23 protein-coding genes and 1 riboswitch are annotated in these 25,637 nt (G+C 59.6%); of the genes, 12 read left to right on the top strand and 11 right to left on the bottom strand.

Features of this window, described 5'->3' with window-relative positions; all coding sequences use genetic code 11:
- Nucleotides 1-68 precede the first annotated feature (68 nt).
- The 4 genes from JYU29_RS02645 to JYU29_RS02630 all read right to left on the bottom strand — a co-directional run bounded on the left by JYU29_RS02645 (nucleotide 69) and on the right by JYU29_RS02630 (nucleotide 5,450).
- Entirely contained in the window at nucleotides 69-1,091 is a 1,023-nt protein-coding gene (locus tag JYU29_RS02645) for an ABC transporter substrate-binding protein (protein WP_213983207.1), read from the bottom strand.
- A gap of 153 nt (nucleotides 1,092-1,244) precedes the next feature.
- Nucleotides 1,245-1,442, bottom strand: a riboswitch (cobalamin riboswitch).
- Nucleotides 1,443-1,617: 175 nt separating this feature from the next.
- Nucleotides 1,618-2,964, bottom strand: a complete 1,347-nt coding sequence (locus JYU29_RS02640; protein ID WP_213983206.1) for a cytochrome c — start codon at nucleotides 2,962-2,964, stop codon at nucleotides 1,618-1,620.
- A gap of 11 nt (nucleotides 2,965-2,975) precedes the next feature.
- Nucleotides 2,976-4,745 (bottom strand): GMC family oxidoreductase, encoded by a 1,770-nt coding sequence (locus tag JYU29_RS02635; protein ID WP_213983205.1) that lies wholly within the window; start codon nucleotides 4,743-4,745, stop codon nucleotides 2,976-2,978.
- Nucleotides 4,746-4,748: 3 nt separating this feature from the next.
- Entirely contained in the window at nucleotides 4,749-5,450 is a 702-nt protein-coding gene (locus tag JYU29_RS02630; RefSeq protein WP_213983204.1) for a gluconate 2-dehydrogenase subunit 3 family protein, read from the bottom strand.
- A gap of 585 nt (nucleotides 5,451-6,035) precedes the next feature.
- Here JYU29_RS02630 and JYU29_RS02625 point away from each other — a divergent pair.
- The 4 genes from JYU29_RS02625 to JYU29_RS02610 all read left to right on the top strand — a co-directional run bounded on the left by JYU29_RS02625 (nucleotide 6,036) and on the right by JYU29_RS02610 (nucleotide 8,868).
- The gene (locus JYU29_RS02625; RefSeq protein WP_284144889.1) at nucleotides 6,036-6,536 is read left to right on the top strand and encodes a cytochrome b; all 501 of its coding nucleotides are present in this window, start codon (nucleotides 6,036-6,038) and stop codon (nucleotides 6,534-6,536) included.
- An 8-nt stretch (nucleotides 6,537-6,544) separates the two neighbouring features.
- Nucleotides 6,545-7,261, top strand: coding sequence for a VIT1/CCC1 transporter family protein (locus JYU29_RS02620; RefSeq protein ID WP_213983202.1), 717 nt, complete (start codon nucleotides 6,545-6,547; stop codon nucleotides 7,259-7,261).
- Between the two features lie 72 nt (nucleotides 7,262-7,333).
- Nucleotides 7,334-8,383, top strand: coding sequence for a type III polyketide synthase (locus JYU29_RS02615; RefSeq protein ID WP_213983201.1), 1,050 nt, complete (start codon nucleotides 7,334-7,336; stop codon nucleotides 8,381-8,383).
- Nucleotides 8,380-8,868: an isoprenylcysteine carboxyl methyltransferase family protein gene (locus tag JYU29_RS02610; protein ID WP_213983200.1), complete on the top strand. Its 489-nt coding sequence runs from the start codon at nucleotides 8,380-8,382 to the stop codon at nucleotides 8,866-8,868. Before JYU29_RS02615 ends, JYU29_RS02610 begins: the two co-directional genes overlap by 4 nt.
- Nucleotides 8,869-8,927: 59 nt before the next feature.
- Here JYU29_RS02610 and JYU29_RS18255 read toward each other — a convergent pair whose 3' ends face one another.
- The 3 genes from JYU29_RS18255 to JYU29_RS02595 form a co-directional block, all read right to left on the bottom strand.
- The gene (locus tag JYU29_RS18255) at nucleotides 8,928-9,266 is read right to left on the bottom strand and encodes a diacylglycerol kinase (RefSeq protein WP_347879836.1); all 339 of its coding nucleotides are present in this window, start codon (nucleotides 9,264-9,266) and stop codon (nucleotides 8,928-8,930) included.
- A 47-nt stretch (nucleotides 9,267-9,313) separates the two neighbouring features.
- The gene (locus JYU29_RS02600; protein ID WP_213983198.1) at nucleotides 9,314-10,975 is read right to left on the bottom strand and encodes a phosphoethanolamine transferase; all 1,662 of its coding nucleotides are present in this window, start codon (nucleotides 10,973-10,975) and stop codon (nucleotides 9,314-9,316) included.
- A gap of 101 nt (nucleotides 10,976-11,076) precedes the next feature.
- Nucleotides 11,077-11,625 (bottom strand): cytochrome b/b6 domain-containing protein, encoded by a 549-nt coding sequence (locus JYU29_RS02595; RefSeq protein ID WP_213983197.1) that lies wholly within the window; start codon nucleotides 11,623-11,625, stop codon nucleotides 11,077-11,079.
- 217 nt (nucleotides 11,626-11,842) lie between these two features.
- Here JYU29_RS02595 and JYU29_RS02590 point away from each other — a divergent pair, with 217 nt between their 5' ends.
- The 8 genes from JYU29_RS02590 to JYU29_RS02555 all read left to right on the top strand — a co-directional run bounded on the left by JYU29_RS02590 (nucleotide 11,843) and on the right by JYU29_RS02555 (nucleotide 21,895).
- Nucleotides 11,843-12,502: a response regulator transcription factor gene (locus tag JYU29_RS02590; protein ID WP_213983196.1), complete on the top strand. Its 660-nt coding sequence runs from the start codon at nucleotides 11,843-11,845 to the stop codon at nucleotides 12,500-12,502.
- Nucleotides 12,499-13,836 carry a sensor histidine kinase gene (locus tag JYU29_RS02585; RefSeq protein ID WP_213983195.1) on the top strand — a complete coding sequence of 446 codons (1,338 nt, stop codon included), beginning with the start codon at nucleotides 12,499-12,501 and terminating at the stop codon, nucleotides 13,834-13,836. The genes JYU29_RS02590 and JYU29_RS02585 overlap by 4 nt, the downstream gene beginning before the upstream one ends.
- A 281-nt stretch (nucleotides 13,837-14,117) precedes the next feature.
- On the top strand, nucleotides 14,118-15,266 hold the full coding sequence (gene argE, locus JYU29_RS02580) for an acetylornithine deacetylase (RefSeq protein WP_213983194.1): 1,149 nt from the start codon (nucleotides 14,118-14,120) through the stop codon (nucleotides 15,264-15,266).
- Between the two features lie 10 nt (nucleotides 15,267-15,276).
- Entirely contained in the window at nucleotides 15,277-16,449 is a 1,173-nt protein-coding gene (locus JYU29_RS02575) for a M20 aminoacylase family protein (protein ID WP_213983193.1), read from the top strand.
- 55 nt (nucleotides 16,450-16,504) lie between these two features.
- The gene (locus JYU29_RS02570) at nucleotides 16,505-18,094 is read left to right on the top strand and encodes an ABC transporter substrate-binding protein (RefSeq protein ID WP_213983192.1); all 1,590 of its coding nucleotides are present in this window, start codon (nucleotides 16,505-16,507) and stop codon (nucleotides 18,092-18,094) included.
- 150 nt (nucleotides 18,095-18,244) lie between these two features.
- Nucleotides 18,245-19,216: an ABC transporter permease gene (locus JYU29_RS02565; RefSeq protein WP_213983191.1), complete on the top strand. Its 972-nt coding sequence runs from the start codon at nucleotides 18,245-18,247 to the stop codon at nucleotides 19,214-19,216.
- Complete coding sequence (locus JYU29_RS02560) at nucleotides 19,213-20,160, top strand: ABC transporter permease (protein WP_213983190.1); 948 nt, start codon at nucleotides 19,213-19,215, stop codon at nucleotides 20,158-20,160. Before JYU29_RS02565 ends, JYU29_RS02560 begins: the two co-directional genes overlap by 4 nt.
- A gap of 13 nt (nucleotides 20,161-20,173) precedes the next feature.
- Nucleotides 20,174-21,895 (top strand): dipeptide ABC transporter ATP-binding protein, encoded by a 1,722-nt coding sequence (locus tag JYU29_RS02555; RefSeq protein ID WP_213983189.1) that lies wholly within the window; start codon nucleotides 20,174-20,176, stop codon nucleotides 21,893-21,895.
- A 252-nt stretch (nucleotides 21,896-22,147) separates the two neighbouring features.
- Here the strand turns inward: JYU29_RS02555 and dapA are convergent, their stop codons facing one another.
- The 4 genes from dapA to JYU29_RS02535 form a co-directional block, all read right to left on the bottom strand.
- Complete coding sequence (dapA, locus tag JYU29_RS02550; protein WP_213983188.1) at nucleotides 22,148-23,179, bottom strand: 4-hydroxy-tetrahydrodipicolinate synthase; 1,032 nt, start codon at nucleotides 23,177-23,179, stop codon at nucleotides 22,148-22,150.
- A 536-nt stretch (nucleotides 23,180-23,715) separates the two neighbouring features.
- On the bottom strand, nucleotides 23,716-24,453 hold the full coding sequence (locus JYU29_RS02545; protein WP_250157154.1) for an SDR family NAD(P)-dependent oxidoreductase: 738 nt from the start codon (nucleotides 24,451-24,453) through the stop codon (nucleotides 23,716-23,718).
- A 48-nt stretch (nucleotides 24,454-24,501) separates the two neighbouring features.
- Entirely contained in the window at nucleotides 24,502-24,996 is a 495-nt protein-coding gene (locus JYU29_RS02540; protein ID WP_213983187.1) for a DUF427 domain-containing protein, read from the bottom strand.
- Nucleotides 24,993-25,355, bottom strand: a complete 363-nt coding sequence (locus tag JYU29_RS02535) for a thiol-disulfide oxidoreductase DCC family protein (RefSeq protein ID WP_213983186.1) — start codon at nucleotides 25,353-25,355, stop codon at nucleotides 24,993-24,995. The genes JYU29_RS02540 and JYU29_RS02535 overlap by 4 nt, the downstream gene beginning before the upstream one ends.
- Nucleotides 25,356-25,637: the final 282 nt, after the last annotated feature.

Below are 25,637 nucleotides of genomic sequence, written 5' to 3'. Positions count from 1 at the left end.
CCCTCATGTCATGTAATAACATCACCTACTCTGCCTTCACCTCCGAAGGCAAGCGGGCCGGCCGGTTTTCAGTTCTTCTTCGGGAGGTCGGTCTTCTCCAGCGCATCCGCCAGAACCTCGATGCCGTTGACGGTCCGGATCGTGGCATCCATCGCATGCGCGTCCATCACAACGATGCGACCGGCCTTTACGGCTTCCATCTGGCTGGCGACGGGATCAGTCTTGAGGAATTCGAGCTTCTTTTCGACGTCATCGGCAGGAAAACGACGGCGATCCATCTTGGCGACAACGATGAAGGTCGGGTTCGCCTTGGCGATGGTTTCCCAGCCCACCACCGGCCATTCCTCGTCGGATTCCACGATGTTGCGGATGCCGGTCTTCTCCATCATGTAGGCCGGGCCACCCTTGCGGCCGGCGACATAGGGATCGATGTTCATTTCGGCGCTGGAGAACCAGAACACGGCCGAGACATCGTCACGCGCAACAGCCTTGGCGCGCTCGGTCGCCTTTTCCTCGCGCGCTTTCAGATCGGCGACAACCGCTTCGCCCTTGTCCTGAACGTCGAAGATCTCGGCCAGTTCGCGCACGCCCTTGTGGATGCTGTCGGTGGAAAACAGCTGAGTTCTGGTGCCGTCGATGCCGACCGTATTGTCCTTGGCCACGCAATCGGCGGGCATGACATAGGTGGGGATGCCGACATCGTGGAACTGGTCGCGCGTGCCGACGATGCCTTGCGGACCGACATGCCATTCGAACTGAACCGCAACGAGACCCGGGCGCTTGTTGACGACGCTTTCGAAGCTCGGATCATTGTCCGCCAGGCGCTCGACCTTGGCGTTGAGCTCCTTGTATTCCGGCAAAACATCGGTGAACCACACGGACGTGCCTTTCACCTTGTCGCCGAGACCCAACGTGTACAGCACTTCGGTCGCGGCCTGACCAACGGTCACGGCGCTGTCCGGCGCATGATCGAAGGTGATCGTCTGGCCGCAATTTTCCAGGGTCAGCGGATATTGGGTGGCTTCAGCCTGGGCGGCAAAGGTCGAGACACCGAGGCCGAGGGCCACGAGCAGGAAACGATGCGACATCATGATGGACGGATCTCCGTTGAGGCAAAATGCCAGCGCAGAAGATCCAGGTCAGGACGGCAATGATTGTATCCGGCACGCGCGCGGACCAAGGCGACTGCTGTGTCAGCAGGGCAAACGTCATCGACAACCTCCCCGGACACCCCGTCCGGCTTGTTTCATTTCCGTGTGCCGGCAGGTCTCCTGACTGACGGGTCGCTGCATGATCCGGCCTTCCCAAACCTTTCGGCTCAGTGGCTTCTCCGGACATGCTCGCCGCCTACAGTTGCGGGGGCAGTTTCGTTTGACGGGTGCTGGACCCGTTTTCGAATTCCCTGTTCGTCGCTTTCGCGAACCGACACAAAGCTTTCCTAGCGGCAAGCTCAGCTTTGAGCAAGGGCCGCCGCTCCACCTTTTGTGCGTTGCCGGGATCGTGGTTTCCCCTGGTGAGAAATGGCAACACCGCTGGAGGCGATCGGCCTTGCCCAGCGGTGTTGCTTGATACCAGCTTCACCCCGGCCGTTTGACGGCAGGGGTGAAGATTTGCAGCCTAGTGAGCGTTGCCGCGAACAGCTTCGACATCAGCGGCAGACACCGCCGGGGCGTTGTTGTGCCAGGCCGAGCGCAGGAAGGTCGCCAAGGCGGCAACTTCCTCGTCGTTCAGACGATCGGCATAGGCCTGCATGCGGACCTTCATCGGACGATTGCGCGTGGATGGGAGTTCCGCACCGTGCAGGATGACGCTGAGCAGGCCCTTCGAGGACGAAGCCGTGACAAGCGAGTTGTTATCCAGTTCGGGGAAGATCTCCGGCGCGCCCTTGCCGTTGACGAAGTGACAGCCGCCGCAATTGTCCAGATACAACCGTGGACCGAGCGGCATGTCGGGGCTGGCGTCCGTCAGCATCTTTTCGGTTTCGGTGACCTCTGCCTTTTGATCGGCCGCAGGTGCGGTCTGATTGGCCGCGGGTTCTGCCGCTGCCTGATCCTGACCGCCATTGCCGATCTTCTTCACGTAAGCGGCGATGGCCATGTTGTCTTCGTCCGTCAGGTACTGAAGCGAATCCCGGACAACCAGCATCATTTCACCGGTTGCCGTGGAATGCGCGTTGCGACCCGTGGCGAGATAGGCGGCGGTCTGCTCGACCGTCCACTGCTGCGGTGCACTGCGCGGTCCGCGCAGATCGGGCGCGGTGTAACCGTCGATTTCGCCGCCGGACAGGAAGGCTTCCGACGTCTGGTCCGTACCGTCCTGCGCCATGATCAGGTTGCGCGGGCTGTGGCAGGCAGCACAGTGAGCGGCACCCTCGACGAGATAGGCACCACGATTGAACTGCTCGTCTTCACCCTCGACCGGCTTGAAGCCAGCGTCGCCCAATGCCACCCAGTTCCAGGCACGCAGGCCGAAACGAAGGTTGAACGGGAAGGACAGCTTGGTTTCTTCCACCTTGTTGGAAACCGGCTTAACCTCGTTCATGAAGTAGTCGTAGAGCGCAACCACGTCTTCTTCATTGAGCTTGCGGTAGTTCTCATACGGCATGGCCGGATAGAGATGTGCGCCATCCTTGCGGATGCCGTCGTAAAGCGCGGCACGGAAATCATCGAGCGTGTAGTTGCCGATGCCGTCTTCCTTGTCGGGCGTGATGTTGGTGGCCCAGATCGTGCCCATCGGGCTTTCGATGGCGCGACCGCCCGCGAAAGGCTCGCCGCCTTCCGAGGTGTGGCAGGCCATGCAGTCGGAAGCCCGCATCATATATTCGCCGGCACCTGCAGCCGGCTTGTGATCGGCAGCGAGCTGCGTGGTCGGCTGAGTGGTTTGAACCGGCACATAGATGAAGGCGACCAGCGCAATCAGGCCGATCACCACAAGGGCAAGGATAACGCGAAGGAGAGTTTTCATGTCGCTCCTCCTCAAACCAGCGGACGCGGATTACGCAGGTAATCCGTTCGGATGGCATGGGCTGCCCAGTAAGCGAGGCCGCCCACCATGCCCGTTGGATTGTATTGCGTGTTCTGCGGGAAGGCGCCGGCACCCATCACGAAGATGTTGTGCTTGTCCCAGGCCTGCAGATACCGGTTCACGGCCGACGTCTTGGGATCGGCGCCCATGACCGAACCGCCGACATTGTGCGTCGTCTGATACGGTCGCACGTCGTACATCGCGCCTGCCTGCTTGAAGCCTGCCTGCATGACAGTCGGGTTCAGGGCCTTGGCGATCGGCTCGATCTTGCTCTTCATGAACTGCGTCATGCGGATGTCGTTGTCCTTCCAGTTGAAGGTCATGCGCATCAACGGACGGCCGTGACGGTCCTTGTAGGTCGGATCAAGGTCGAGATAGTTGGTCCGGTAAGACATGTGCGAGCCATGCGAACCGATCGACATGACGTGGCCGTACCAGTCGCCGACAGCCTTCTTCCAGTCGGCGCCCCAGGCCGGGGTTCCCGAAGGAAGCGGCATGTTGCGGATCGGCTGACCATTCGACTGACCCGACGAGATATAGGAGCCGCCGATGAAGCCTTCCTGGCCGAAGTCGATGTTGTCGATGCCGAAGTCGTCGATCGACATGCCGTTGGCACCGGTTCCCACGAACGGGTTGAACACCTCGTCCTTGAAGAACATCGTGTAGCCGCCGTTCATCTGGTAGGCGTAGTTGCGGCCCGTAACGCCCTCGCCCGTTACCGGATCATAAGGCTGGCCGATGCCTGACAGCAGCATCAGGTGCACGTTGTGCAGCTGATAAGCGGCAAGGATCACGAGATCCGCCGGCTGGAACACTTCTTCTTCCGTGTTCTCGTCGAAATAGGTCACGCCCGTAGCAGTCTTGCCGTCCGGCGCCATTTCGATGCGCAGAACCTCAGACTTGGTGCGATATTCGAAATTCGGCTTGCGCTTCAGCGCATCCAGGATCGCCGTCTGCGGCGATGACTTCGAATAATTGTAGCAGCCATAGCGTTCGCAGAAACCGCAATGATTGCACGGTCCCATCTGCATGCCATATTCGTTGACATAGGCCTGCGATGCGATGCCGCCCGGACGGGGGAACGGATGATACCCCATCGCCTTCGTGACTTCGCCGAACTTGGCGCCGTCATAGGTCGTGGGCATGGCAGGCATCGGGTAAGCACGCGCGCGCGGCGACTCGAACGGATTGCCGCCTTCCATGATCTGGCCCTTGATATTGCCAGCCGTGCCGGAAATGCCGGCAACGTGCTCGAACCGGTCGAAGAACGGCTCCAGCTCGTCATAGGTGACCGGATAATCCTGGATCTGCATGTCTTCCGGGATGATGCCGGCGCCCCAGCGCTCTTCCACGTAAGAGCGCAAACGGTATTCCGACAGCATCGGCCGCCAGTTCAGGCCATTCCAGTGGGTGCCCGCACCACCGACGCCGTTGCCGGGAAGAAACGAGCCGAGGCTGCGATAAGGCAGCGCCGCTTCATCGAGCGACCGACGAATGGTGACCGTCGAATTGCGCGGCTTCTGCATCAAACCGAGACGAACGCCGTATTTCAGCTCGTCGATCATGTTCGGATACTGGAATTCGGGAACCGTGTTCTGGTCGTGGCCGCGCTCGAGCGCAACGATTTCCAGACCTTCCTGGGCGAGTTCCATGCCCAGGATCGAGCCAGTCCAGCCGAGGCCGACGATGACCACGTCCTTCTTCTTTTCGGTACGTGCCATGGTTTAAGCCCTTTCGCCCGAAATCGAGACCGGTCCGAGCGGGTACTGCACGTTGAAACGGCCGACCCATTCCTTGTAGCTGGCGCGTGCGCCGGGGAAGCCGATATAGGTCCAGGCCTGCATGCCGTGATTGCCGCCATACATCGGGTCGGCGAAATAGCCTTCCTTCGTGTTTTGCAGCAGCAGCGTGAAGAAGTCGCGCAGCTCCGGGTTGATCTTCATCTCGTCTTTTTGAAGCGAGGCCAGCGCCTGGTTCTGGGTGTCCGCATCCAGGTCGGCAAAGATCTTGCCGTGCGTGTTCTGGCACCACTCGTTGAAGACAGGGATCGCCTGCTGATAGATCTGCAGCGGCGTCAGCGGGGTCTGGTAGCCGCGCAAGGGGCTGGCGTCCGCCTGATGGGGACCTTCCATGTACCAGTCGGCAGCACTTCCGAAGCCGCCACCCAGTTCGTTATCGATAAACACGGGCACACGCACTTCGATGGCGCCAGGACCGTCGCCGTCGGATGGAATGAGCCGCGCAACGGCAGCCATGACGAAGGCCCATTCTACTGGCGACAGCGTCTTCGGCTGATACTCGTCCAATGGAACCGGCGGGGTCGGCGTCGCTGCCTGCGACGACAGCGGGATCGTTGAAATGACGGCTGTGGCGGCAGACGCTTTCAAGAATGTTCGACGGGACGGGACGCCCGGTAAATCTCTCATCAAAAATAACTCCTTGAGGTGCCACACTTGCCGGGACCATCGAAATGGAGGGTCTCAGAGATGCAAAATGTCGCATGGGCGGGTCTAGAGGCCGGTGCACGCTGTTGCAATACACCTCAAGCTCACCTTGCGGTAGGCCAGCCACTCGTTGCTGCAACAGTACAAGTTAATATTCCAAAGGGTTAGGTTAATCCGAAATTCCTTCCAATTACCGTCAACTTATAGCTGGCAGGGCATTGGCAGGATTAAAGAAGATTACGGCAGTTCTTGCGCACCCATCTGCTGCGGGAACACTGCACGCGCACCCTCTTTGTGACCATGAAAGGAGCCAACCTATGAAGAGGAAACGCGCAGGCGCAAGCCTCTCGATCCTCCTTCTGTTCGCCGGAGCAGCAAGGACCGTTCACCGGTGCCACGCAGAACGTGACAGTGTACCGTTTCGATCTCACTGGTTTGTTCAAATAGTTTAGGAACTCTGCCTCTAGAGCCTAGATCAAACGTCTGTGTCGAAGCCGCCGGCGTTCAGGTTCCCGTCAGTCTTTCAGATCAAGACGCTTGAGACCGACGTGGAAAGGCTGAAACGTTATGGAAGTTGGGCGTGCGCCTAGGACATACAGTGCGTCTCAGATCGCGCTGCACTGGTTGATCGCAGGGCTTATCCTGTTCAATTATTTCTACAGCGAAGGCATGGGGGCTGCACTCCACGCGGCGGTTCAAGGCCGCGTTGGAGCGGCTCTGCCGATCAATCCCACCGTTCATGTTGCAGTAGGCGTTTCGGTTCTGGTGCTTACTCTGCTTCGCCTGGCACTGCGCATTTCGGTGGGAGTGCCCGCCGTTGATGGGACCGGGTGGTCTCGGGTGATCGCGAAGGTTGGCCACAAGGTGCTTTATTTGCTCATGATCGCCGTGCCAGCGATCGGCGCAGTTACTTGGTTCGAAAGGTTTTCAGAGCTTGGGGATGTTCACGCGATCCTCGCCAACGCTTTGATGCTGGTTGCCTTGGGGCATGCGTTGACGGCTTTGTTTCACCAGTTCATCCTGAAGGACGGTCTCCTGATGCGGATGATACGCGTCGGGCATCAATGACGGCAACGATGCCACAGTCTCCGGCAGGGCCTTCGTTCATGCATCCAGAAGCCCATCTTGTGACGCGTTCCGGCTGGCTAAGGGCTGCGGTGCTGGGTGCCAATGATGGCATTGTTTCCGTGTCGTCCTTGCTGGTCGGCGTTGCAGCTGCCAACCCGGGGCTTCATGCCGTGATGGTAGCAGGCATCGCAGCACTTGCAGCCGGAGCAATGTCGATGGCAGCCGGCGAGTATGTGTCCGTCAGTTCTCAAGCGGATACGGAGCGCGCGGACATTGCCCGCGAACGCGCCGAGCTCCTAGACGATCCTGAGGGAGAAAAGGAGGAACTCGCTGCCATCTTCGTTTCGCGAGGACTGTCTCCACAAACAGCGGCCATCGTTGCTCAAGAGCTGACGAATGGCGATGCGCTTCAGGCGCACATACGCGAAGAACTCGGACTTTCAGAGATACACACCGCCAATCCGCTGCAAGCAGCATTGACATCAGGGCTTACGTTTTCCTGCGCGGGGGCAGTTCCATTGGGTGCTGCGATCATCGCTCCTGCGGCATCCATCATCCCTGCGGTGATCGTGACCACTGTTGTGAGCCTTGTGGCGCTCGGCGCACTTGGCGCCCATACAGGTGGCGCACCAAAGGCGCCTGCAGTTCTGCGTGTCGTGTTTTGGGGCACCGCTGCGATGGCTGTGACTTCAGCGCTTGGGTTTTTCTTTGGCGCCATCCCATAGGCGCGCAACTTCGCTCTTCCAAATAACGTTACTGACTGAGGCGACCAACGTGTCCTTCATCTAGGAAGTCAGATGCCCGATGTGTTTCTGGTCTCGACAGGGATCGCACTGCCGCCGCATGAAATCAGCCAGGACGCTGCGGCAGAAGTCGCTTTCAGCGCATTTGCTTCCCGCTTTCCGGATTTTGAACGTCTCTCGAAAGTCTTCAAGAGCTCTGGGATCAAGACACGCTACGCTGCGCGGCCGCTTGAATGGTACCTGCAGCCGCATGGCTGGCCTGAGCGGAACGAGGCCTATATCGAGGTTGCCAGCGATCTGTTCGTCGAGGCGGCCGGAAAAGCGTTGGATCGGGCCGGGCTTGAGGCATCGGCGGTTGATACCGTCGTGACGATTTCTTCAACGGGCATCGCCACACCCAGTCTGGAAGCGCGCGTTTCGTCCCGGATGGGTTTTCGCCCCGATGTTCAGCGCGTGCCTGTGTTCGGGCTCGGATGTGCAGGCGGCGTCAGCGGCTTGTCTCTCGCTGCCCGGTTGGCAGGCTCCGGAAGCGGACACACCGTGCTCCTGGTGGCAGCAGAACTGTGCACGCTTTCCTTCCGTTTGGACAAGCTCTCAAAGGCAAACATCGTCGCAACAGCGCTTTTCGGGGATGGTGCTGCAGCCTGCGTGCTTCGGCCGGGCGCAAACGAGGGCCTGCGCGTGGAGGCCAGCGGTGAATATACCTGGCCGGACACGCTCGACATCATGGGCTGGAGCATCGACCAGGAAGGGCTCGGCGTCATCTTCGACCGCTCCATTCCTCCATTCGCGGAAGCGAACATGGCTTCGGCCATCGACAACATTCTGGCACGCGCGGGCGTCAGCCAGGCCGACATCGATCAGTTCCTCTTTCATCCAGGCGGAACCAAGGTGATCGAGGCCCTGGAGCGCGCTTTGAATCTTGGCGACATGTCGCTGTCTCACGAACGATCCGTTCTCGCAGACTTCGGGAACATGTCCGCCCCGACCGCGATCTTCGTTCTTGAACGCGCCCTTGCCGCAGGGCTTTCCGGGAGAACGCTGCTGTCGGCCATGGGACCAGGCTTCACCGCGAGTTCCATCATGTTGCGAGCCGCATCGTGAGCGCGGCAGCCCTTCTGCTGGCGGCAGTCACTGCGGAGCGACTGCTCGAGCTGGTGATTGCGAGACGCAACACGCGCAAGCTTCTGGAACATGGCGCAGTCGAAGTCGCAGCAGGCCACTACCCGCTGATCGTCGCGCTGCATGCCTTCTGGCTCGCCGGCTTGTGGTTCTACGGCATGAACAATCCCGTTCATCTGGGATGGCTCGCGCTGTTCGCCTTGCTGCAGGTCCTGCGCGTCTGGGTCTTGGTGACACTGGGATCACGGTGGACAACGAGGATCATCGTCATGGAGGGTGAGACGCTCGTCAAAGCTGGACCGTATCGCTTCCTCAGCCACCCGAACTATTGCGTCGTGGTCGGCGAGATCGCAGTTCTGCCGCAGTGCCTTGGGCTTCCACTGTTCGCTTTGGTCTTCACGCTGCTGAACGGCATCGTGCTGTGGATCCGGATCCGGGCCGAGAACCGTGCATTGGCAAGCGTCTAGCTGTTGAACATCAACTCACGGACGACAGCTACAGCTTCGATACGGCGGTGCTCATCCGTCTAGAGGAAGAACACCGCTCCGACGGCATGGATGCCGTTGGCCGCGAGCAGGCAGAAGACGGCGAAGGAGCCCAGATCCTTGGCGTGTCGCGCAAACTCGGAATACTCCGGCGATATCCGGTCGACGAGCACTTCGACAGCTGTGTTCAAGGCTTCAACGGCAACCAGAACCAGGAACAAGACGGCCTGTGCCGCATAACTCCAGGCGGGAACGCTCATAATCGCAAAGAGGCTGAGAACGGCCAGAAAGGCGATGAGTTCGTGCCGGAAGGCTGCTTCCTTGAGCAACCGCTGGAACCCGGCGAAGGAATAAGTCGCCGCTGCTAGAACATGGGCCACGCCCCCTTTCGGCAGGGGTTTGCCAGGTTGATCTTCAGGCCTCTGGATCACGATGGATCGACCTTGCGGATATCTCCGGCGATCTGTCCCGCCGAACCCCGACATGCGGCGAAGGCGTCGAGAGCCCCGTCGTAAACTTGGGTGGAGACGTCGGTAAGACCAAGCACGGTGTGGAACAGGTTGTCGTGCGAGAAGGCGTGATCGCGCTCGGCATGCAGACAGTCGATGTTGAGACCGTCCGCCTTGGTATAGGCGTCTGACAACCAAGTGATGAACGGCACGCTGGTCTGCGTCTTTGGAGCCATGAAATAAGGGGTTCCATGGAGGTAAAGCCCGTTCTCGCCCAAGGATTCGCCGTGGTCCGACATATAGATCATGGCCGTCGCCGTTTGTGGATCTTCAGCCTTCAGAAGGTCAATGATCTCGGACAGAATGTGGTCGGTGTAAAGGATCGTATTGTCGTAAGCGGCGACGATTTCCTCCTGCTTGCAATCGGCGAACTGCGCGGTCTGGCAAGCCGGGGTGAAGCGCTCGAACTCTGCCGTGTAGCGCTTGTGATAGGCGGGACCGTGGCTGCCCAACTGATGCAGAACCACAACCGCATTCCCGCTTTTCGGCCGGTGTTGCAAGTAGGTCTTCAGCCGCTCGATCAGGATCTCATCCTTGCACTCGCCGTCGTCGCAAAACCGTGTGTCGTCGGAATTGGGCATGAATTCGTAGTTGATCCGGTCCGCAACATTCTTGCTGCCGGTGTTGTTGTCGAACCAGTCGACCTGGATGCCGGCATGGGTGAGAACATCGACGAGGTTCTCGTTCGCGAGCGCTTTTGCGCTCGAGTAGTCGGATCGTGGATAGACCGAGAACATGCACGGGAGCGAAACCGCGGTTGCCGTTCCGCAGCTCGACGTATTGGTAAAGTTCAGAACCGACCGCTTTGCGAGCTCAGGATTGGTGTTCCTAGCGTAGCCATTGAGGCTGAAATTCATGGCGCGGGCGGTCTCACCGACCACAATCACGGTGAGCGAGCGCAGGTCAGCCGATGCAAAGCGCGTGCCCTGTTTTGCATCGGTGCCGAGCGGCGCGACGACGATATCGCGTTCCCTTGCAAGCTTGCGCACATATTTCACAGCGCCCACGATCGGGCCGCCAGGATTGAGGGTCATCAGGAGGTCGCCACGTTCGCGGAAGGTGGAAGCGAAAGCGGGGTAGTTCAGCGCCACGATCGCCAGTGCGCCGAAGAGGCATGGAACGACAACGGCCGTGTTGTGCAGGAGCTTGGAAAGAAACGGCCGATGCTGGATCCGCGTCCACATGATCAGGGCAGTCGGCAGGCCGACATAGAGAGCGAGATGAACGAACAGATTGGGCGTGAGGAGATTGTGCGCCTCGCCCGGCGTGGTGACGATCACGTTCTGGATCATGTCGCGGTCGAAGATCGTGCCGAAGGCATCCGTGAAATAGGAAGCCGAGCCTGCAACGAGCACCAGCAGAATGAAAGCCGGCTTCATCAGGTATTTCAACGACAGGCTGGTGAGCAAGGCCACGCCAAGGAGGAACACCGCGATCACCAAACCAGCGAACTGGACTTCATGCCCGCTGAAATAAAGCAGGCCTTTGTCGAAGAAGGTCCTGTTCGTCAGCACAAGCAGGTAGATAGAAACGATCACGGCCATCGTGACGCTTCCGACCTGCGGTCTAAAAAACTTCATGTCGAACTCTGAAAAATCGTGGAGAGATCAGGGGAGACGCGTTGTCCCCTGCTTCGATCAGTCGGGCGAAACTGAACGGATCGCCGCGCCGAATGGCAGCCTCAAAGAACGTCGCCCCGTTCCGGCTGGCGCTTGCGGCCTGTCAGCATGGCAAGCGCAAGGTTTTCACGGCGCCAAAGGCTGGCCCAAAGCACGGCGCAGACATGAAAGAGGACGAGTGCGATCATCGAAACCGCAATGCTGCGGTGGAACACAAGCAGGGCAGCGCTTCCGTTTTCGCCCGGCGCGCCGAGCAACCAGCCGCTGAGCGACAGAACGGCCATTCCTGCAAGCATGAGAAGAGCGAACAGCCCGCTCAGCGGCGAATGGCCGAGGTAACGGGTCGCGCGGCCATGGCGCAGGCCGCGTATGTAGGTCAAAGTTTCCTTGGTTCCGCGAAGCAGCTGCGAGAACCGGGCGTAATGTGGACCGGCAGCGCCATAAACCAGGCGAAACAAGATCAACAACACAGTCACGCAACCAACCCAGCGATGAAGGTGAGGATGCTGATGTCCGCTCACAAAGACAGACAAGATGAAACTGATCGCTAGGCACCAGTGAAACAAACGCTGCAGCGGATCCCAGACATAATAGGTCCTGGCTCGGATCATCGTGACGGACCCTGCTTATTGCCGCCGGCGGAAAAGATGTCACAAGAGACGATAAATGCGAGACTTGCTTTCACGCGAGACACCTTTGAAAGGACTCAACCGTGCCGCTTCTGTGCGCCCAAGCTGACAGCAGCCTGAAGGCTGCAGTTTTTGCTCGCTGTGATTGCCCGCTACAACGAAGGCCAGTTCAAGCTGCCGCTGTCCTGGAGAATGCCAAGTGAGGGTTCTTCTTGTCGAGGATGATCCGACGATCGGCAACGCAGTGCGCGATCACGCAGCTTCGCAGGGCCACGCGGTCGACTGGGCGACCACGATCGCGCAGGCCGATGCCTTTTCCGATGTCGTGGACTCCGACCTGATCCTTCTCGATCTGCAACTTCCGGATGGTAGCGGCGTAGCCTTTCTGAAGCGCCTGCGTGGGCGCAGAAACATGACCCCCGTTATCGTACTCACGGCCCGGGATCAGATCAGCGATCGCATCGAGGGTTTGAATGCAGGCGCGGACGATTATCTGGTGAAGCCGTTCGATCTTGGGGAGCTCGCTGCACGCATTCATGCGGTTGCACGTCGATACGGCCAGCGTACCACCCCGATTATCCAGCTGGGCGACGTGGAAGTGGAGCCTGCCGAGCGCCGGCTTACCGGTCCGCACGGGGCGATCGACCTGTCCGGACGCGAATGGGCCGTGCTGGACTGCCTGCTGCGTCATCCCGGCACGATCGTGCCCAAATCCCGCATCGAGGATGCACTCTATGCGCTCGGTTCCGAGGTTCAGAGCAACACGGTCGAGGTTTATGTCAGTCGTCTTCGGAAGAAACTCGGCAGCAGCCACGTCGTGACCGTGCGTGGATTGGGCTACCGCATGGATGTCGCATGAGCGCATCCTTCAGCATGACGCGCCGCCTGATGATCTGGCTGACGCTCGGCACCGCGCTGTTCTGGCTGCTCAGTGCTGGCTTGGGCGCAATGGTGATGCGGGAGGAATTCGACGAAGTCTTCGACAGCGCGCTTGAAGAAACGACGCAACGCCTGATGTCGCTGCTGATCGACCAGCAGTTTCAAAGCACTGCTGTTTCCGGAGCGGATCCCGTCGAGGTTTCGCCTCCAGGCGCCAAGCGTGAATATCTGACCTACCAGTTGCGCGACCAGACCGGACGCGTGCTGCTACATTCGCATGATGCGCCCTCCGAGCCCTTTCAGGTGCCTTTGCGCCAGGGCTATTTCGACGATGAGGATCATCGCACCTATACGGTGGCAGCCCTCAACGATACGCTGTTCCTGCAGGTTGCCGATCCGCTCGATCACCGCCGTGAAGCGATGCTCGAAGGCGCACGCACGCTGGTTCTGCCTATTCTCGGCCTCATCCCCGCAAGCGTGCTGGTGATCTGGCTGATCCTCAGCAAAGCGTTGCGTCCGATCAGCCTTTTGCAGGATGAGATCAGCCAGCGCGGTGGCGGCAACCTGAGGCCGCTGGGTCTCGACGAAATGCCACAAGAACTGGCCGGCATCTCGACCTCCGTCGATACGCTGCTGCTGCGGCTTGGAGCAGCACTGCAGGCCGAACGGGATTTCGCCGCCCATAGCGCGCATGAATTGCGCACGCCGATTGCCGGTGCCCTGGCCCAGACGCAGCGGCTCCTGGCAGAACTGCCGTCGGGACATCTGCAGGCACGCGCATGCCAGATCGAAGCATCGCTCAAGGCGATCACCCGACTGTCTGAAAAGCTGCTGCAACTTGCCCGCGCCGATGCCGGCATCGGCGCCGCCGAGACACCCGTCGATCTTGTTCCCGCGCTGCGTCTGGTCGTGGACGAGTTCGTGCGGCTTGGCGGTCAGAACGCGCGGCTCAAGCTCGAACTGCCACCCGGCACCCGCCTGATCCAAGCGGTCGACATCGACGCTTTCGCCATCGCCCTTCGCAACCTGATCGAAAATGCACTGCGGCACGGCCCACAAAACGAAGCTGTCGTGGTCAGGGTCGAAGGTCCCAACGGGGTTGCAGTGATCAACTGCGGCCCGGTTGTTTCGGACGCCATCACCGCCGGCTGGACCACGCGCTTCAAACGCGGCGCAACGAGCAGCCCCGGCTCCGGACTAGGTCTCTCCATCGTCTCGCAACTCGCGTCAACCATGGGCGCCAAACTGGTCTTCCAGTCTCCAGCACCTGATCGAAGCGATGGTTTGCGCGTTGCAATCGAGTGGCCGGGATAAAGCGGAATGTCTTTCATCGGGCAGATTGCGGGCAGATGGCTCGACACCCGCATGAGCCTCTTGAAGAACGCCACGCGCCCACCCGCTCTGTTTCTCCTGCAACCGGCTCGCCAGTGAACCGCGCTTTCCGAAAACCGTCACACCCACCTAATAACCAATTGACATCGCGATACACTCAGCAAAGTATCCCTATGCAAGACAGCATCTATAAGGCTTATATCTACTTGGAACATGGCTTTCAGGCAGTCTAAGCACGTTGTTCATAGGACATTCGATTGAGTGTGAGCGATACGGAAGCAATACTTGCTCAATTGGTAGGCTTTGCCTCTGTTTCAGACGAGAGCAATCTGGAAGTGATTGCTTTTGTGGAGGATTATCTTAACAGCCACGGCGTTGGATCCCATCGTGTTCCTTCTCCCGACGGACAGAAGGCCAATCTGTTTGCTACGATCGGCCCGAAACAAGCGGGCGGGGTGGTGTTGTCAGCTCATACCGATGTTGTGCCGGCGACGGGACAGGCCTGGACCAGCGATCCCTTTGTTCTTACCCGGCGCGGCGATCGGCTTTACGGTCGCGGTACAACCGATATGAAGAGTTTCGCAGCCATTGCGCTCGGGATGGTACCCGAGATGTTGGCTGCCGATCTGAAACGCCCCATCCACATCGCACTGTCTTATGACGAGGAAGTTGGCTGCCTTGGCGCGCCGCTGATGATCGCGCAGATGGTGGAAACACTCCCCTCTCCCGCAGCCGTGATCGTTGGCGAGCCGACGGGCATGAAGGTCGTGACCGGGCATAAGGGCGTGCTCAAGATGACGAGCCGTGTTCGCGGCAAGGCCGTGCATTCGAGCGTGGTGCATCAAGGTGTGTCTGCCGTGACCTATGCCGCACGTCTGGCTGTCTGGCTCGACGAGCGCATGCGCCGCAACCGGGAGAGCGGTGTGTCGGATGCGCGTTTCGATCCGCCTTACACGACGCTGCATTCAGGCGTTCTTCACGGCGGCACAGCGTTCAACATCACGGCAGCCGACTGTTTGCTTGTGTCGGATATCCGCACTTTGCCGACGGAATCGGCTGCCGATTATCTGGCGGAGTTCACCGCCTATGCGCAGGCGCTGACAGCCGAGATGCAAGGGATTGATCCTGCAGCCGGCATCGAGATCAGCGTCGAATGCGACGTGCCCGGGTGCAGAAAAGAGTCGAACGGCATGGCCGAAGCGCTCGCGCGCAAGATCACTGGCGACAACGGCGACCACGTCGTCGCCTATGGAACCGAAGCGGGGCAGTTCCAGGATGCCGGACTATCGACCGTGGTTTGCGGCCCGGGAAACATGGATCAGGGTCATGGCCCCGACGAGTTCATCGAAATTGCGCAACTGCGTGCAGGCGAAGACTTTCAGCGCAGGCTGATCGCCGAACTATCCGTTTGAGGAGGTGATTTTGCCCATCATCAACCGCTTTGCCGATTTCGCCGATGACATCACCGAATGGCGACGCGACATCCACACCAATCCGGAGCTTCTGTTTGACGTGCATCGCACTGCCGGACTGGTCGCGGACAAGCTGCGCTCCTTTGGCGTGGACGAGGTCGTCACCGGCATCGGCCGCACCGGGGTGGTCGGCATCATCAAGGGGCGCGACACCGGATCGAACCGGGTTGTTGGGCTGCGCGCCGACATGGATGCTCTTCCCATCCATGAGGCGACAGGCCTGCCTTATGCCTCCCAAACGCCGGGCAAGATGCATGCCTGTGGCCATGACGGTCATACGGCGATGCTGCTCGGTGCGGCGCGTTACCTTGCCGAAACACGCAACTTCGATGGTGCGGTGGCTCTGATCTTCCAGCCGGCAGAAGAAGGCGGCGGTGGCGGCCGGGAAATGGTCGAGGAAGGCATGATGGATCGCTTCGGCATCCAGGAAGTCTATGGCATGCATACGCGGCCCGACCTCCCGATCGGCCAGTTTCTCACACGACCCGGCGCACTCATGGCGTCGGCAGACCAGTTCGACATCACCATCGAAGGCGTCGGCGGCCACGCTGCCTATCCGCACCTGAATGTCGACACCACCTTGATCGCCGCGCAGATCATGCTGTCGCTGCAAACCGTGGTTGCCCGCAACGTCGATCCGATCGAGTCTGCCGTTGTGTCGGTCACACGGTTTCATGCCGGTGAAGCCTACAACGTCATTCCGCCCCATGCGACGCTGGGTGGGACGGTGCGCACCCTCAAGCCGCAGGTGCAGGATCTCGTTGAAGCACGCATGAACGAGATCGTCGAGCTGACGGCACGCGCACTCGGCGGCAAGGCAAAGCTCGATTACCGCCGCGATTATCCCGTTGTGGTCAACGATCCGGCTCGCACCGAATTTGCCGTGCGGGTGGCACAGGACGTGGCGGGCCAGAACCGCGTGAATGCCGATGCACCACCCGTCATGGGCGGCGAAGACTTTGCTTATCTTCTGAATGCCCGGCCAGGCGCCTTCATCTTCGTCGGGAATGGCGATAGCGCGCCGGTGCATCATCCCGAATTTGACTTCAACGACGAGGCGATCCCGATTGGCTGCTCTTTCTGGGCACGGCTGGTCGAAACGGCCATGCCGCTGAAACAGTGACGAAGAACAAAGAAAAAAAGAGCTGGAACACTCGAACACCTGCGGGAGAACTTTGATGAAGCGATGGTTCACGACAGGCGCGCTGGCGCTGACAATGATGGCCGGACAGGCTCAGGCCGAAACGTTCAGCTGGGCTTATCAGGGCGATGTTCAGTCGCTCGATCCCCATGGATTGAACGAGACGTTCACACTGGGCTTCCTGGGCAATGTGTATGAAGGTCTCACGACCTATGATGCGAAGCTCGAGCTTCAGCCGTTGCTCGCCACGGAATGGGAGAACACCGATCCCACGCATTGGCGCTTCAAGCTGCGTGAGAACGTCACCTTCCACAACGGCAATCCCTTTACGGCCGATGACGTGATCTTCAGCTGGAACCGCGGCAAAACGCCGGGTTCCGACATGAAGGGCTACAGCGCCAAAATCAGCGATATCAAGAAGGTCGACGATCATACGATCGAGGTGACCACGCCGACGCCCAATGCGATCCTGCCGCGCGATCTCACCTTGTTCTACATCATGGACAAGGAATGGTCGGAAGAAAACAAGGCTGGCGAAGCAACCAGTCCGAAGGATGCGAACGGCGCTTCGAGCTTCGCTGCTTCGCACGAAAATGGCACCGGCCCATTCATCGTGGTTTCACGTCAGCCGGACGTCAAGACGACCTTCAAGCTGTATGACGGCTACTGGAACAAGGAACTGAAATCCAACGTCACCGACGTTGTTTTCACGCCGATCAGCGAGGATGCAACCCGCACGGCCGCTTTGCTGTCGGGCAATCTGGACATGGTTTATCCCGTTCCGATCCAGGATTGGCCGCGTTTGGAAGGCGCGCAGGGCGTGAAGGTTCTGAATGCGCCGGATGTGCGCACGGTCTTCCTCGGCATGGACCAGTTCCGCGATGAGCTTCTGTATTCCAGCGTCAAAGGCAAGAACCCGCTGAAGGACAAGCGCGTGCGCGAAGCCATGGCGCATGCGATCGACCTTGGCGCAATCAACCAGAAGGTCATGCGTGGCGCGGCGAACCCGACCGGCCTCCTGATCGGACCGCAGGTTAACGGCTACAACGAAGAGCTCGGCAAGCCCTATGACTATGATGCCGACGCCGCAAAGAAGCTTTTGGCGGATGCCGGCTATCCCGATGGGTTCGAACTCGGCATGGATTGCCCGAACAACCGCTACGTCAATGACGAGCTGATCTGTCGCGCCGTGGCGACCTATCTTGCCCGCATCGGCATCAAGATCGAGCTCAACGCGCAGCCGAAGTCGACCTACTTCGCGAAGGTCTCGCCGCAAAGCGGCAACGACACATCCTTTTACATGCTCGGCTGGACACCGACCACGGTTGATGCCGACAACGCTTTGTTCAATCTCGTCCACTCCTTCGGCAAGGAAAGTGGCGCCGGCCAGTTCAACTACGGCCATTACTCCAACCCGGAGATCGATGGGCTGATCACGCAGATCCAGAATGAAACGGATCAGGCAAAGCGGCAGGACCTGATCAACCAGGCTTTCAAGCTGCTGAAGGATGATGTCGGCTATCTGCCGGTGCATCAGCAGCCACTGTCCTGGGGCGTGCGCGACACGGTGGAGGTGCAGCAACGCGCCGACGACGTGCTCGATTTCCGCAATGTGATGATGAAGTAGCGCTCGGGCGGGTCGGAAGGGCTATCGCGTCTTTTCGACCTGCCGCCGCCGAGCTTGCGTCCATCCGAACTCGGCAAGCCTGTTTCCCAGTATCCCTGTAGCGGTCGTGTCGGCCGCTGCCTTCCACGTCCTCTTGCAGCCCTGAGGTCCATGGTCTTCTTTGTTCTCAAACGGCTGGCGCAATCGGTTCTCGTGATGCTCGTCGTTGCGCTGATTGCCTTTGCGCTTTTCCGTTATGTCGGCGATCCCGTGAACAACATGGTGGGTCAGGACACGACGCTGGAACAGCGCGAACAGCTCCGCGATGAGCTTGGCTTGAACGATGCCGTGTTTGTTCAGTTCGGCCGCTTCATCGGCAATGCCGTTCAAGGTAATTTCGGTCAGTCCTATCGCCTGCGTGAGCCGGTGACCGATCTCCTAGCGCAGCGCTTCCCCGCCACCTTCGAGCTTTCGGTTGTTTCGGCCATTTTGGCGCTCGCGATCGGCATCCCGATGGGCGTTTACACCGCCCTCAACCGGCGCAGCATCCTCAGTCGCAGCTTCATGACCCTGTCGCTTGTGGGCATCTCCTTGCCGACCTTTCTGATCGGCATTCTTCTGATCCTGATCTTCGGCGTCATCTTGCGCTGGCTGCCCACGTTCGGGCGTGGTGACGTTGTTTCGATTGGAGGCTGGACGACCGGTTTCCTGACCAAAAGCGGTCTCGAGTCGCTCATCATGCCGGCGATCACGCTGGCCATTTTCCAGATGACGCTGGTCGTGCGCCTGATCCGTGCGGAAATGCTCGAAGTCCTACGGGCGGATTACGTGAAGTTTGCCCGGGCGCGCGGCCTTACCTCGCGCACCATCAACTTTTCCATCGCACTCAAGAATACGCTCGTGCCGGTCATGACCATCATCGGCCTGCAGATCGGGTCGATCATCGCGTTCGCGATCATCACCGAAAGCGTGTTTCAATGGCCGGGCATGGGGCTGCTCTTCATCCAGGCGATCCAGAATGTCGACATCCCCGTGATGGCCGCCTACCTCCTGCTGATCGCCTTCATTTTCGTTGTGATCAATCTCGTGGTGGACGTCCTTTACTTCGTGGTTGATCCCCGGCTGAGGGTTCAGGGCCGATGAGCGAAGTCGAAGGCGCCACCGAAGGCTCGATGATCGGCTGGCGTGCGCGCCTTGCCGAAAGCGATCTGCTTTATTCCTTTTTGCATTCACCGACTGCGATCATCTCGGCAGTTGTCACGCTTGTGGCTCTTTCCGCCGCCGTGTTTGCGCCGCTGATCGCTCCGCACAATCCGTTCGATCTCGCAAGCATCGACCTTATGGATTCGCTGCTGCCACCGGCATGGCTGGAAGGCGGCTCAGACGCCTTCTTGTTGGGAACGGACGACCAGGGGCGCGATGTTCTGTCCACCATTCTTTACGGTGCGCGCATTTCGCTTCTGGTGGGTTTTCTTTCGGTGATCTTCGCCACCGTCATCGGCGTCGTCATCGGTCTGATCGCGGGCTATGCCGGCGGCGTGACGGATGCCATCCTGATGCGGATCGCAGATGTCCAGCTGTCCTTTCCGGCAATCCTGATCGCACTTCTGGTCGATGGCGTGCTGCGTGGCCTGCTTTCACGCGACAATTACGACCAGATCGCCGTGTATGTTCTTGTTCTCGCCATCGGCCTGAGCTTCTGGGTGCAATATGCCCGAACCGTGCGCTCACTGGTGATGATCGAGCGAACAAAGGAATATGTACAGGCCGGTCAGGTGATCGGCCTTTCAACGGGCACAATCCTGTTCCGCCACATCATGCCGAACGTTCTCGGCCCGGTCCTGGTGATCGCAACCATCCAGTTGGCGCTCGCCATCATCACCGAAGCGACCTTGTCCTTTTTGGGTGTCGGTGTGCCCCCGACCTCCCCTTCGCTCGGCACGTTGATCCGGGTTGGCAATGATTACCTGTTTTCGGGCGAGTGGTGGATCACGATCTTTCCAGGTGCTGCCCTCGTGATCCTGGTGCTTGCCATCAATCTTCTGGGAGATTGGCTGCGCGACGCGTTGAACCCCAAGCTGCGCTAGAGCGAGTGCCGTCATGACCATCCTCCTCGATATCGATGGCCTCCAGGTCGAGTTCGCTTCGCGCCACGGTGATGTGGTTGCCGCCAAGAACGTCACGCTGCAGCTCAGCGCCGGCGAGATCCTCGGCGTGGTCGGCGAGTCGGGCGCCGGCAAATCGACCATCGGCAATGCTGCAATGGGTCTTCTAGAGCGCCCCGGACGCGTGGCGGGCGGCACGGTGACGCTGGAAGGCCGGCGGATCGACAATTTAGCCGACGAGGAGATGCGTAAGCTCCGCGGAACCAGGATCTCCATGATCTTCCAGGACCCGCTGACATCGCTCGATCCGTTGCGCACGATCGCCGAACAGCTGGTGACAACCATCCGCACGCATCTTCCCTTAAGCGAAACGGAAGCGCGCAACCGGGCGCGGCGCCTGCTTGAACAGGTCGGCATTCCGGACCCCGCCGCGCGCCTTGATCATTACCCCCATCAGTTTTCCGGCGGCATGCGGCAGCGGGTGGTGATCGCACTCGCTTTGTGCGCCGAACCCAATGTCATTATCGCGGATGAACCGACCACCGCGCTGGATGTTTCGATCCAGGCGCAGATCCTTGATCTGCTGCGCTCGCTGGTCAAGGATTCGGGCGCTGGCATGCTCATCATCACCCATGACATGGGCGTCATTGCCGAGATAGCCGACCGGGTCGCCGTGATGTATCGCGGCGAGGTCGTGGAGGTCGGCCGGACACAGAAGATCCTCGGCAACCCCGATCATGCTTATACGCGCAGCCTGATTTCCGCCGTGCCGCGATCGGACGTAAAGCTCGACCGTTTCCCGCTCGTTGAGCATATCGAGGCGGCTGGCGCCCGTGGTCAGCTTGATCTGAAAACCCACTGGCTCGGCCAAACCCGCAACTATGAACGTGTCGAAGGTCCCCTTCTTTCCGTCCGCGATCTGCAGCTGATCTTTCGAACCGGGTCGCTGTTTGGCGGCGGACAACACGAAGTGCGGGCGGTGGACGGCGTCAGCTTCGACATAAACAACGGCGAAACCTTTGGCCTGGTGGGCGAATCCGGTTCCGGCAAATCCACGGTCGCCCGGCTGATCACCGGCATCTACAGACCCAACGCCGGCCAGATTCAATTTGCCGGCGCGGATTTGACCAAGCTCGCGACACGCGCGGAGCTGAACCGTTACCGGCGGCAGATGCAGATGATCTTCCAGGATCCCTATTCGTCGGTGAACCCTCGCATGAAGGTCCGCGATATTGTCGCCGAACCGATCCGCTTCCATCGACTCTCGAATTCGCGTGACGAAACACGCAGGATCGTGGACGATCTTCTTGATCACGTCGGTTTGGGCAAGCGCGCGGCTTCGAAATATCCGCACGAGTTCTCGGGCGGTCAGCGCCAGCGCATCTCCATCGCCCGCGCTCTTGCCACTCGCCCCCGTTTCCTCATCTGCGATGAACCGACATCCGCGCTCGACGTCTCGATCCAGGCGCAGGTCCTCAACCTGCTCAAGGATCTTCAGGCCGAACTGGGCCTTACCATGCTGTTTATCAGCCATGATCTGCCGGTGATCCGCCAAATGTGCGACCGGGTCGCTGTGATGCGACATGGCAAGATCCTCGAGATCGCGGAAAGCGAAACCCTCTTCGAACGTCCGCAACACGACTATACGAGACACCTCCTGCACCTGATGCCGAAAATGACGACGGCGTCGGCAGAAGGCTCAAGGGTCTCCCTTTAGACGATACCCGGAGCCATCCACGAAGCTCGGTTCAAGCCAATACCAGCCTAGTCATCATTGATCCGGTTGAGGCTCAAAGCCCACTCGACCGCACCAAAGCAGTGAGCGAGACAAGCAACAGCGCGATGATCGCCATGCGAACGAGGATCCAAAGGTCGTTTGGACGCTCTCGTCGGGAGCGCTCCTTCCTTGACGGCTTTCTTTTGCCGACTTGTGTGGCGGGGACCTGCGGCGTCACGAGCTGCAACCTCATCATGGTCGCGCCCTGTGGTTCTGGGAAAGCCCGCGGTGACTGCTGTCACGCCGCAAACGAAACGGCAGCATCAAATCCTCGATCCAACCCCTCGTGTATTGCTCTGGACCAAGCAGATTTGTTTCACCGTCACCCTGATCGGTCTCCCACAAACGCGTCGTGGCGAGATCCAGGCCTCCTCTAATGCGAGCTGCCGTTTCGGACGTGATCGGCACAAGTGGAAGTCTCACTTCCGCCGAGTGGCTTTGATGGGTCAGGGACATCAGATACTTGATGGTGCAAGGATTGGTCTCAAGCGAGAGCGCGTCGAGCAGATCTCCGAAGACGCTCAGCATCCACCGCGCTTTCCTGTCCTCGCCGTCCAAGGCGTGTAAGCATAAGGTGCGCCACTCAACAGGATAAGCGTTCGCGATCACCGAAATCACGCCATCGGCACCGGAAAGCATGGCGTCACCAGCCATCCGATCATCGCCTGAATACACCCGGAAATCAGCATGCACGCGCTGTTTTATGGCCTGGCAGCGCCCGCGATCAGCGCTGGCATCCTTGATGCCCGCAATCTGCTTCAGTTCGCTGAGCCGGACCACCGTGTCCACGTCAAGATCGACACCCGTACGCGCCGGCACATTGTAAAGGATGATCGGCAGATCGGACCGCAGCGCTACAGCTTCAAAATGCCGGAACAAGCCTTCCTGCGAAGGCCTGTTGTAATAGGGCGTAACCACAAGGGCGGCATCGGCGCCGAGCTTGCGGGCATGGCGCGTCGCTTCGATCGTGGTTGTCGTGGCGTTTGTACCAGTTCCCACCACGACGGGGATCTTGCCGTCAGCACCCACCACCGCTGCTCGGATCAGCCAATCGCGCTCTTTCTCATCAAGGGTCGGCGTTTCGGCCGTCGTGCCGCAGGCAACCAACCCGTTCATGCCTGAACTGACCTGCCTTGCGACGTCGGTATCATAAACTTCGGCATTGATGCGCCCGTCGCGAAACGGAGTGATCAGGGCCGTCATCACACCTTTCGGAAGGATCATGACGCACACTCCTGGCCAGTCCGGCTTCGTGCATCAAGGTGAAGAACCTGAACTTTGTGAGCTTGCTCGAACACTTCGACATCGAGACCGTCGTCACCGACGACAACGACTTCGCCATGTCTGCGCAACTTCGCCTCGCCACGCGCAAAGCGCCTGGCATCGTCAGCTGTACGGAAGAACCCGCCCGTGCTCTGGTTTGGCGTAGAAACGAGCCAATGGCTCTGCTTGATCCGACGGACTGTCAGAGTCAGGCTTAAACCCTGCTCGTCGTCACATCGATGAATGGCACTCATGATCGAAACCTCTTGCATCACCCGCTGTTGCGAGCCGCCCGAATTTCGGACTTACGGCATAGGATTTCGAGTTGAGCCGCTGATGAGAGATCTTAAAATCGCATGAGGCCTGACCGGCTGCTTCAGAAAAGTCTGAGAGCGCAAGATCATCTGGCAGCATCGTGTCGGTCGCGATAGACCATCAGGGCTCCGCCTCTCGGTTCAGGCGATTACAACACGAGGCGATCCAGCCTGCGCCAGGGCTTACGGCGTGATTTCGGTTCCGTCCCAAGCCAAGATGCTGCCGCTATTTGAGACGTTCAGGGTAGAGATTACATCAAGTAGATGCTTGGCCGCAGTCTCAGGTGAGAAGAGCTTTTCAGCAGGAACGCCACGCTGAAAAGGTTGGCTGAGATCGGTTGCCACAGTACCAGGATGCAGCGCGACACATGCTGCCTGTGGATGCGTCCGGGCTATTTCAACGGCAAGCGTTTTCACAATCATGTTGAGCGCAGCTTTCGAAGCACGATAACCATACCAGCCGCCCAGCCGATTGTCGCTTATGCTGCCGACCCTGGCCGATAGTGCTGCAAACACGGACGGACGGTCTTTGCGCAGAAGCGGGAGGAAGTGCTTGGCTACAAGCGCAGGCCCGGTCGCATTGACTGCAAAATAGCGCTCGAAAGAAGCGCTGGAGTAGTGGCGATAGCTCTTCTCAGGCGCGATCCCATCGGCATGCAGGAGCCCCGTTGCGACCACCAGAAGGTCGATCGGCTCTTCAGCACTCAGGACCAACACGGCAGCGGCAATGCTGGTTTCGTCCTCTATGTCGATGGTCCCGGCGACGAGCTTGGTAGTCGCCGCTCCTCCTCGACGCGATAAGGCGTGGACCACGACGCCTTGGTCCACCAGCGCGCTGGCAAGGGCGGCTCCTATGCCGCCGGACGCACCGACGACCACCGCTCGCTTGAAACGCATCGCCGACACCTGGTTTTCGTTCATTGGACAGAATGCAACTTGCGCCAGTGCCGCGGATCAGGCGCCATTAGGTCACCAGCCCATGGTTCCCGGTCCACCTTTGAAGGGACCGACCACCCGGCTCGTGATCCAACCGCCGTAGAAGCGGCCGGCTTGGGGCGTGACCTGTTCGCCATCCACTGTGCATCGGTCGAATGGCCCTGCATAGAAAGCGACATGGTCGCGCAGCAGCGCGAAGGCTGGTGTCGGATTGGCATAGCTCCAGCCGACACGCGGCAGCACCATGCTTCCTATGACGATATCCCAGTAAGTGGCAGCTCCCTTCCACTCGCACATCGATGTTCCCTCGGCCCTGCGCAGCACGCCCTGAGCGATGTCGGCCATTGGTACATAGTAGGAGGGTGGATGGCTCGTTTCGAGTGTCCGCACGGCCGACCTTGTATCCGCGATCGTTTGACCGCCATGCTCGATCACGATGTGGCAGCGGCTTTGTTGGGCAATCGCAGGTCGAGGATAAGACCACACGCTTTCCTGACCAGGTCCAACAGGGTGCTTCGCGTTGCTCATGCAAGCTCCAGTGATTGGGCGAACCGCTGGAGCCGTGGTCGAACGCGCAGGAAGGCTTTGTAGACATGCTCCAACACCCTCAGCATGATCGGGATGCGGGCCAGTTTACCGAGTGGGCGCAGAAGCGGTATGGCGCGCCACATCGCAGCAAAGGCCGCGGCACCTGAGAGTAACTGACCGTTCTCGCAGGCGTGAAATCTCGCGAGCAATTCGGCACGATCAACGGGACAGTCCTCAACGTCCGATGAAGCGATGTCGATGAAGTCGATTGCGCCGCGGCGGTCGAGGCGCTTCATGAGCGCGATCTCGCGCCTGCAAAGCGGGCAGGAACCGTCAAACCAGATGATGAGCTTGTCCATACCATTTAGATGGAACCGCTGGGCCAAACGTCATCACTTGCAGATGACAGTAATGGGGATGTTTCGGACCTCCCATGGCGGAACACTGCGCGCCAGCGCATCACGCCGTAGACGTCTTCCTTACACGGTTCACCACCTCGCTGACGCAGGTGGCCGATACTCAACTCTGCTTGATCGCGCAGCTGTTTACCGAGTGAGCAAGACTGCGTTTCAATCCTGCTCCATTTCGATCGGGCCACGCAGCTATCGTCATCGATTCAGCGGCGCATGAAGGCGGCTCAT

This window comes from Tianweitania aestuarii (assembly GCF_018457165.1).
Taxonomy (GTDB): Bacteria; Pseudomonadota; Alphaproteobacteria; order Rhizobiales; family Rhizobiaceae; genus Tianweitania; species Tianweitania aestuarii.
Note: the sequence above shows the minus strand (reverse complement) of the source record. Positions and strands in the feature narration are given on the sequence as shown.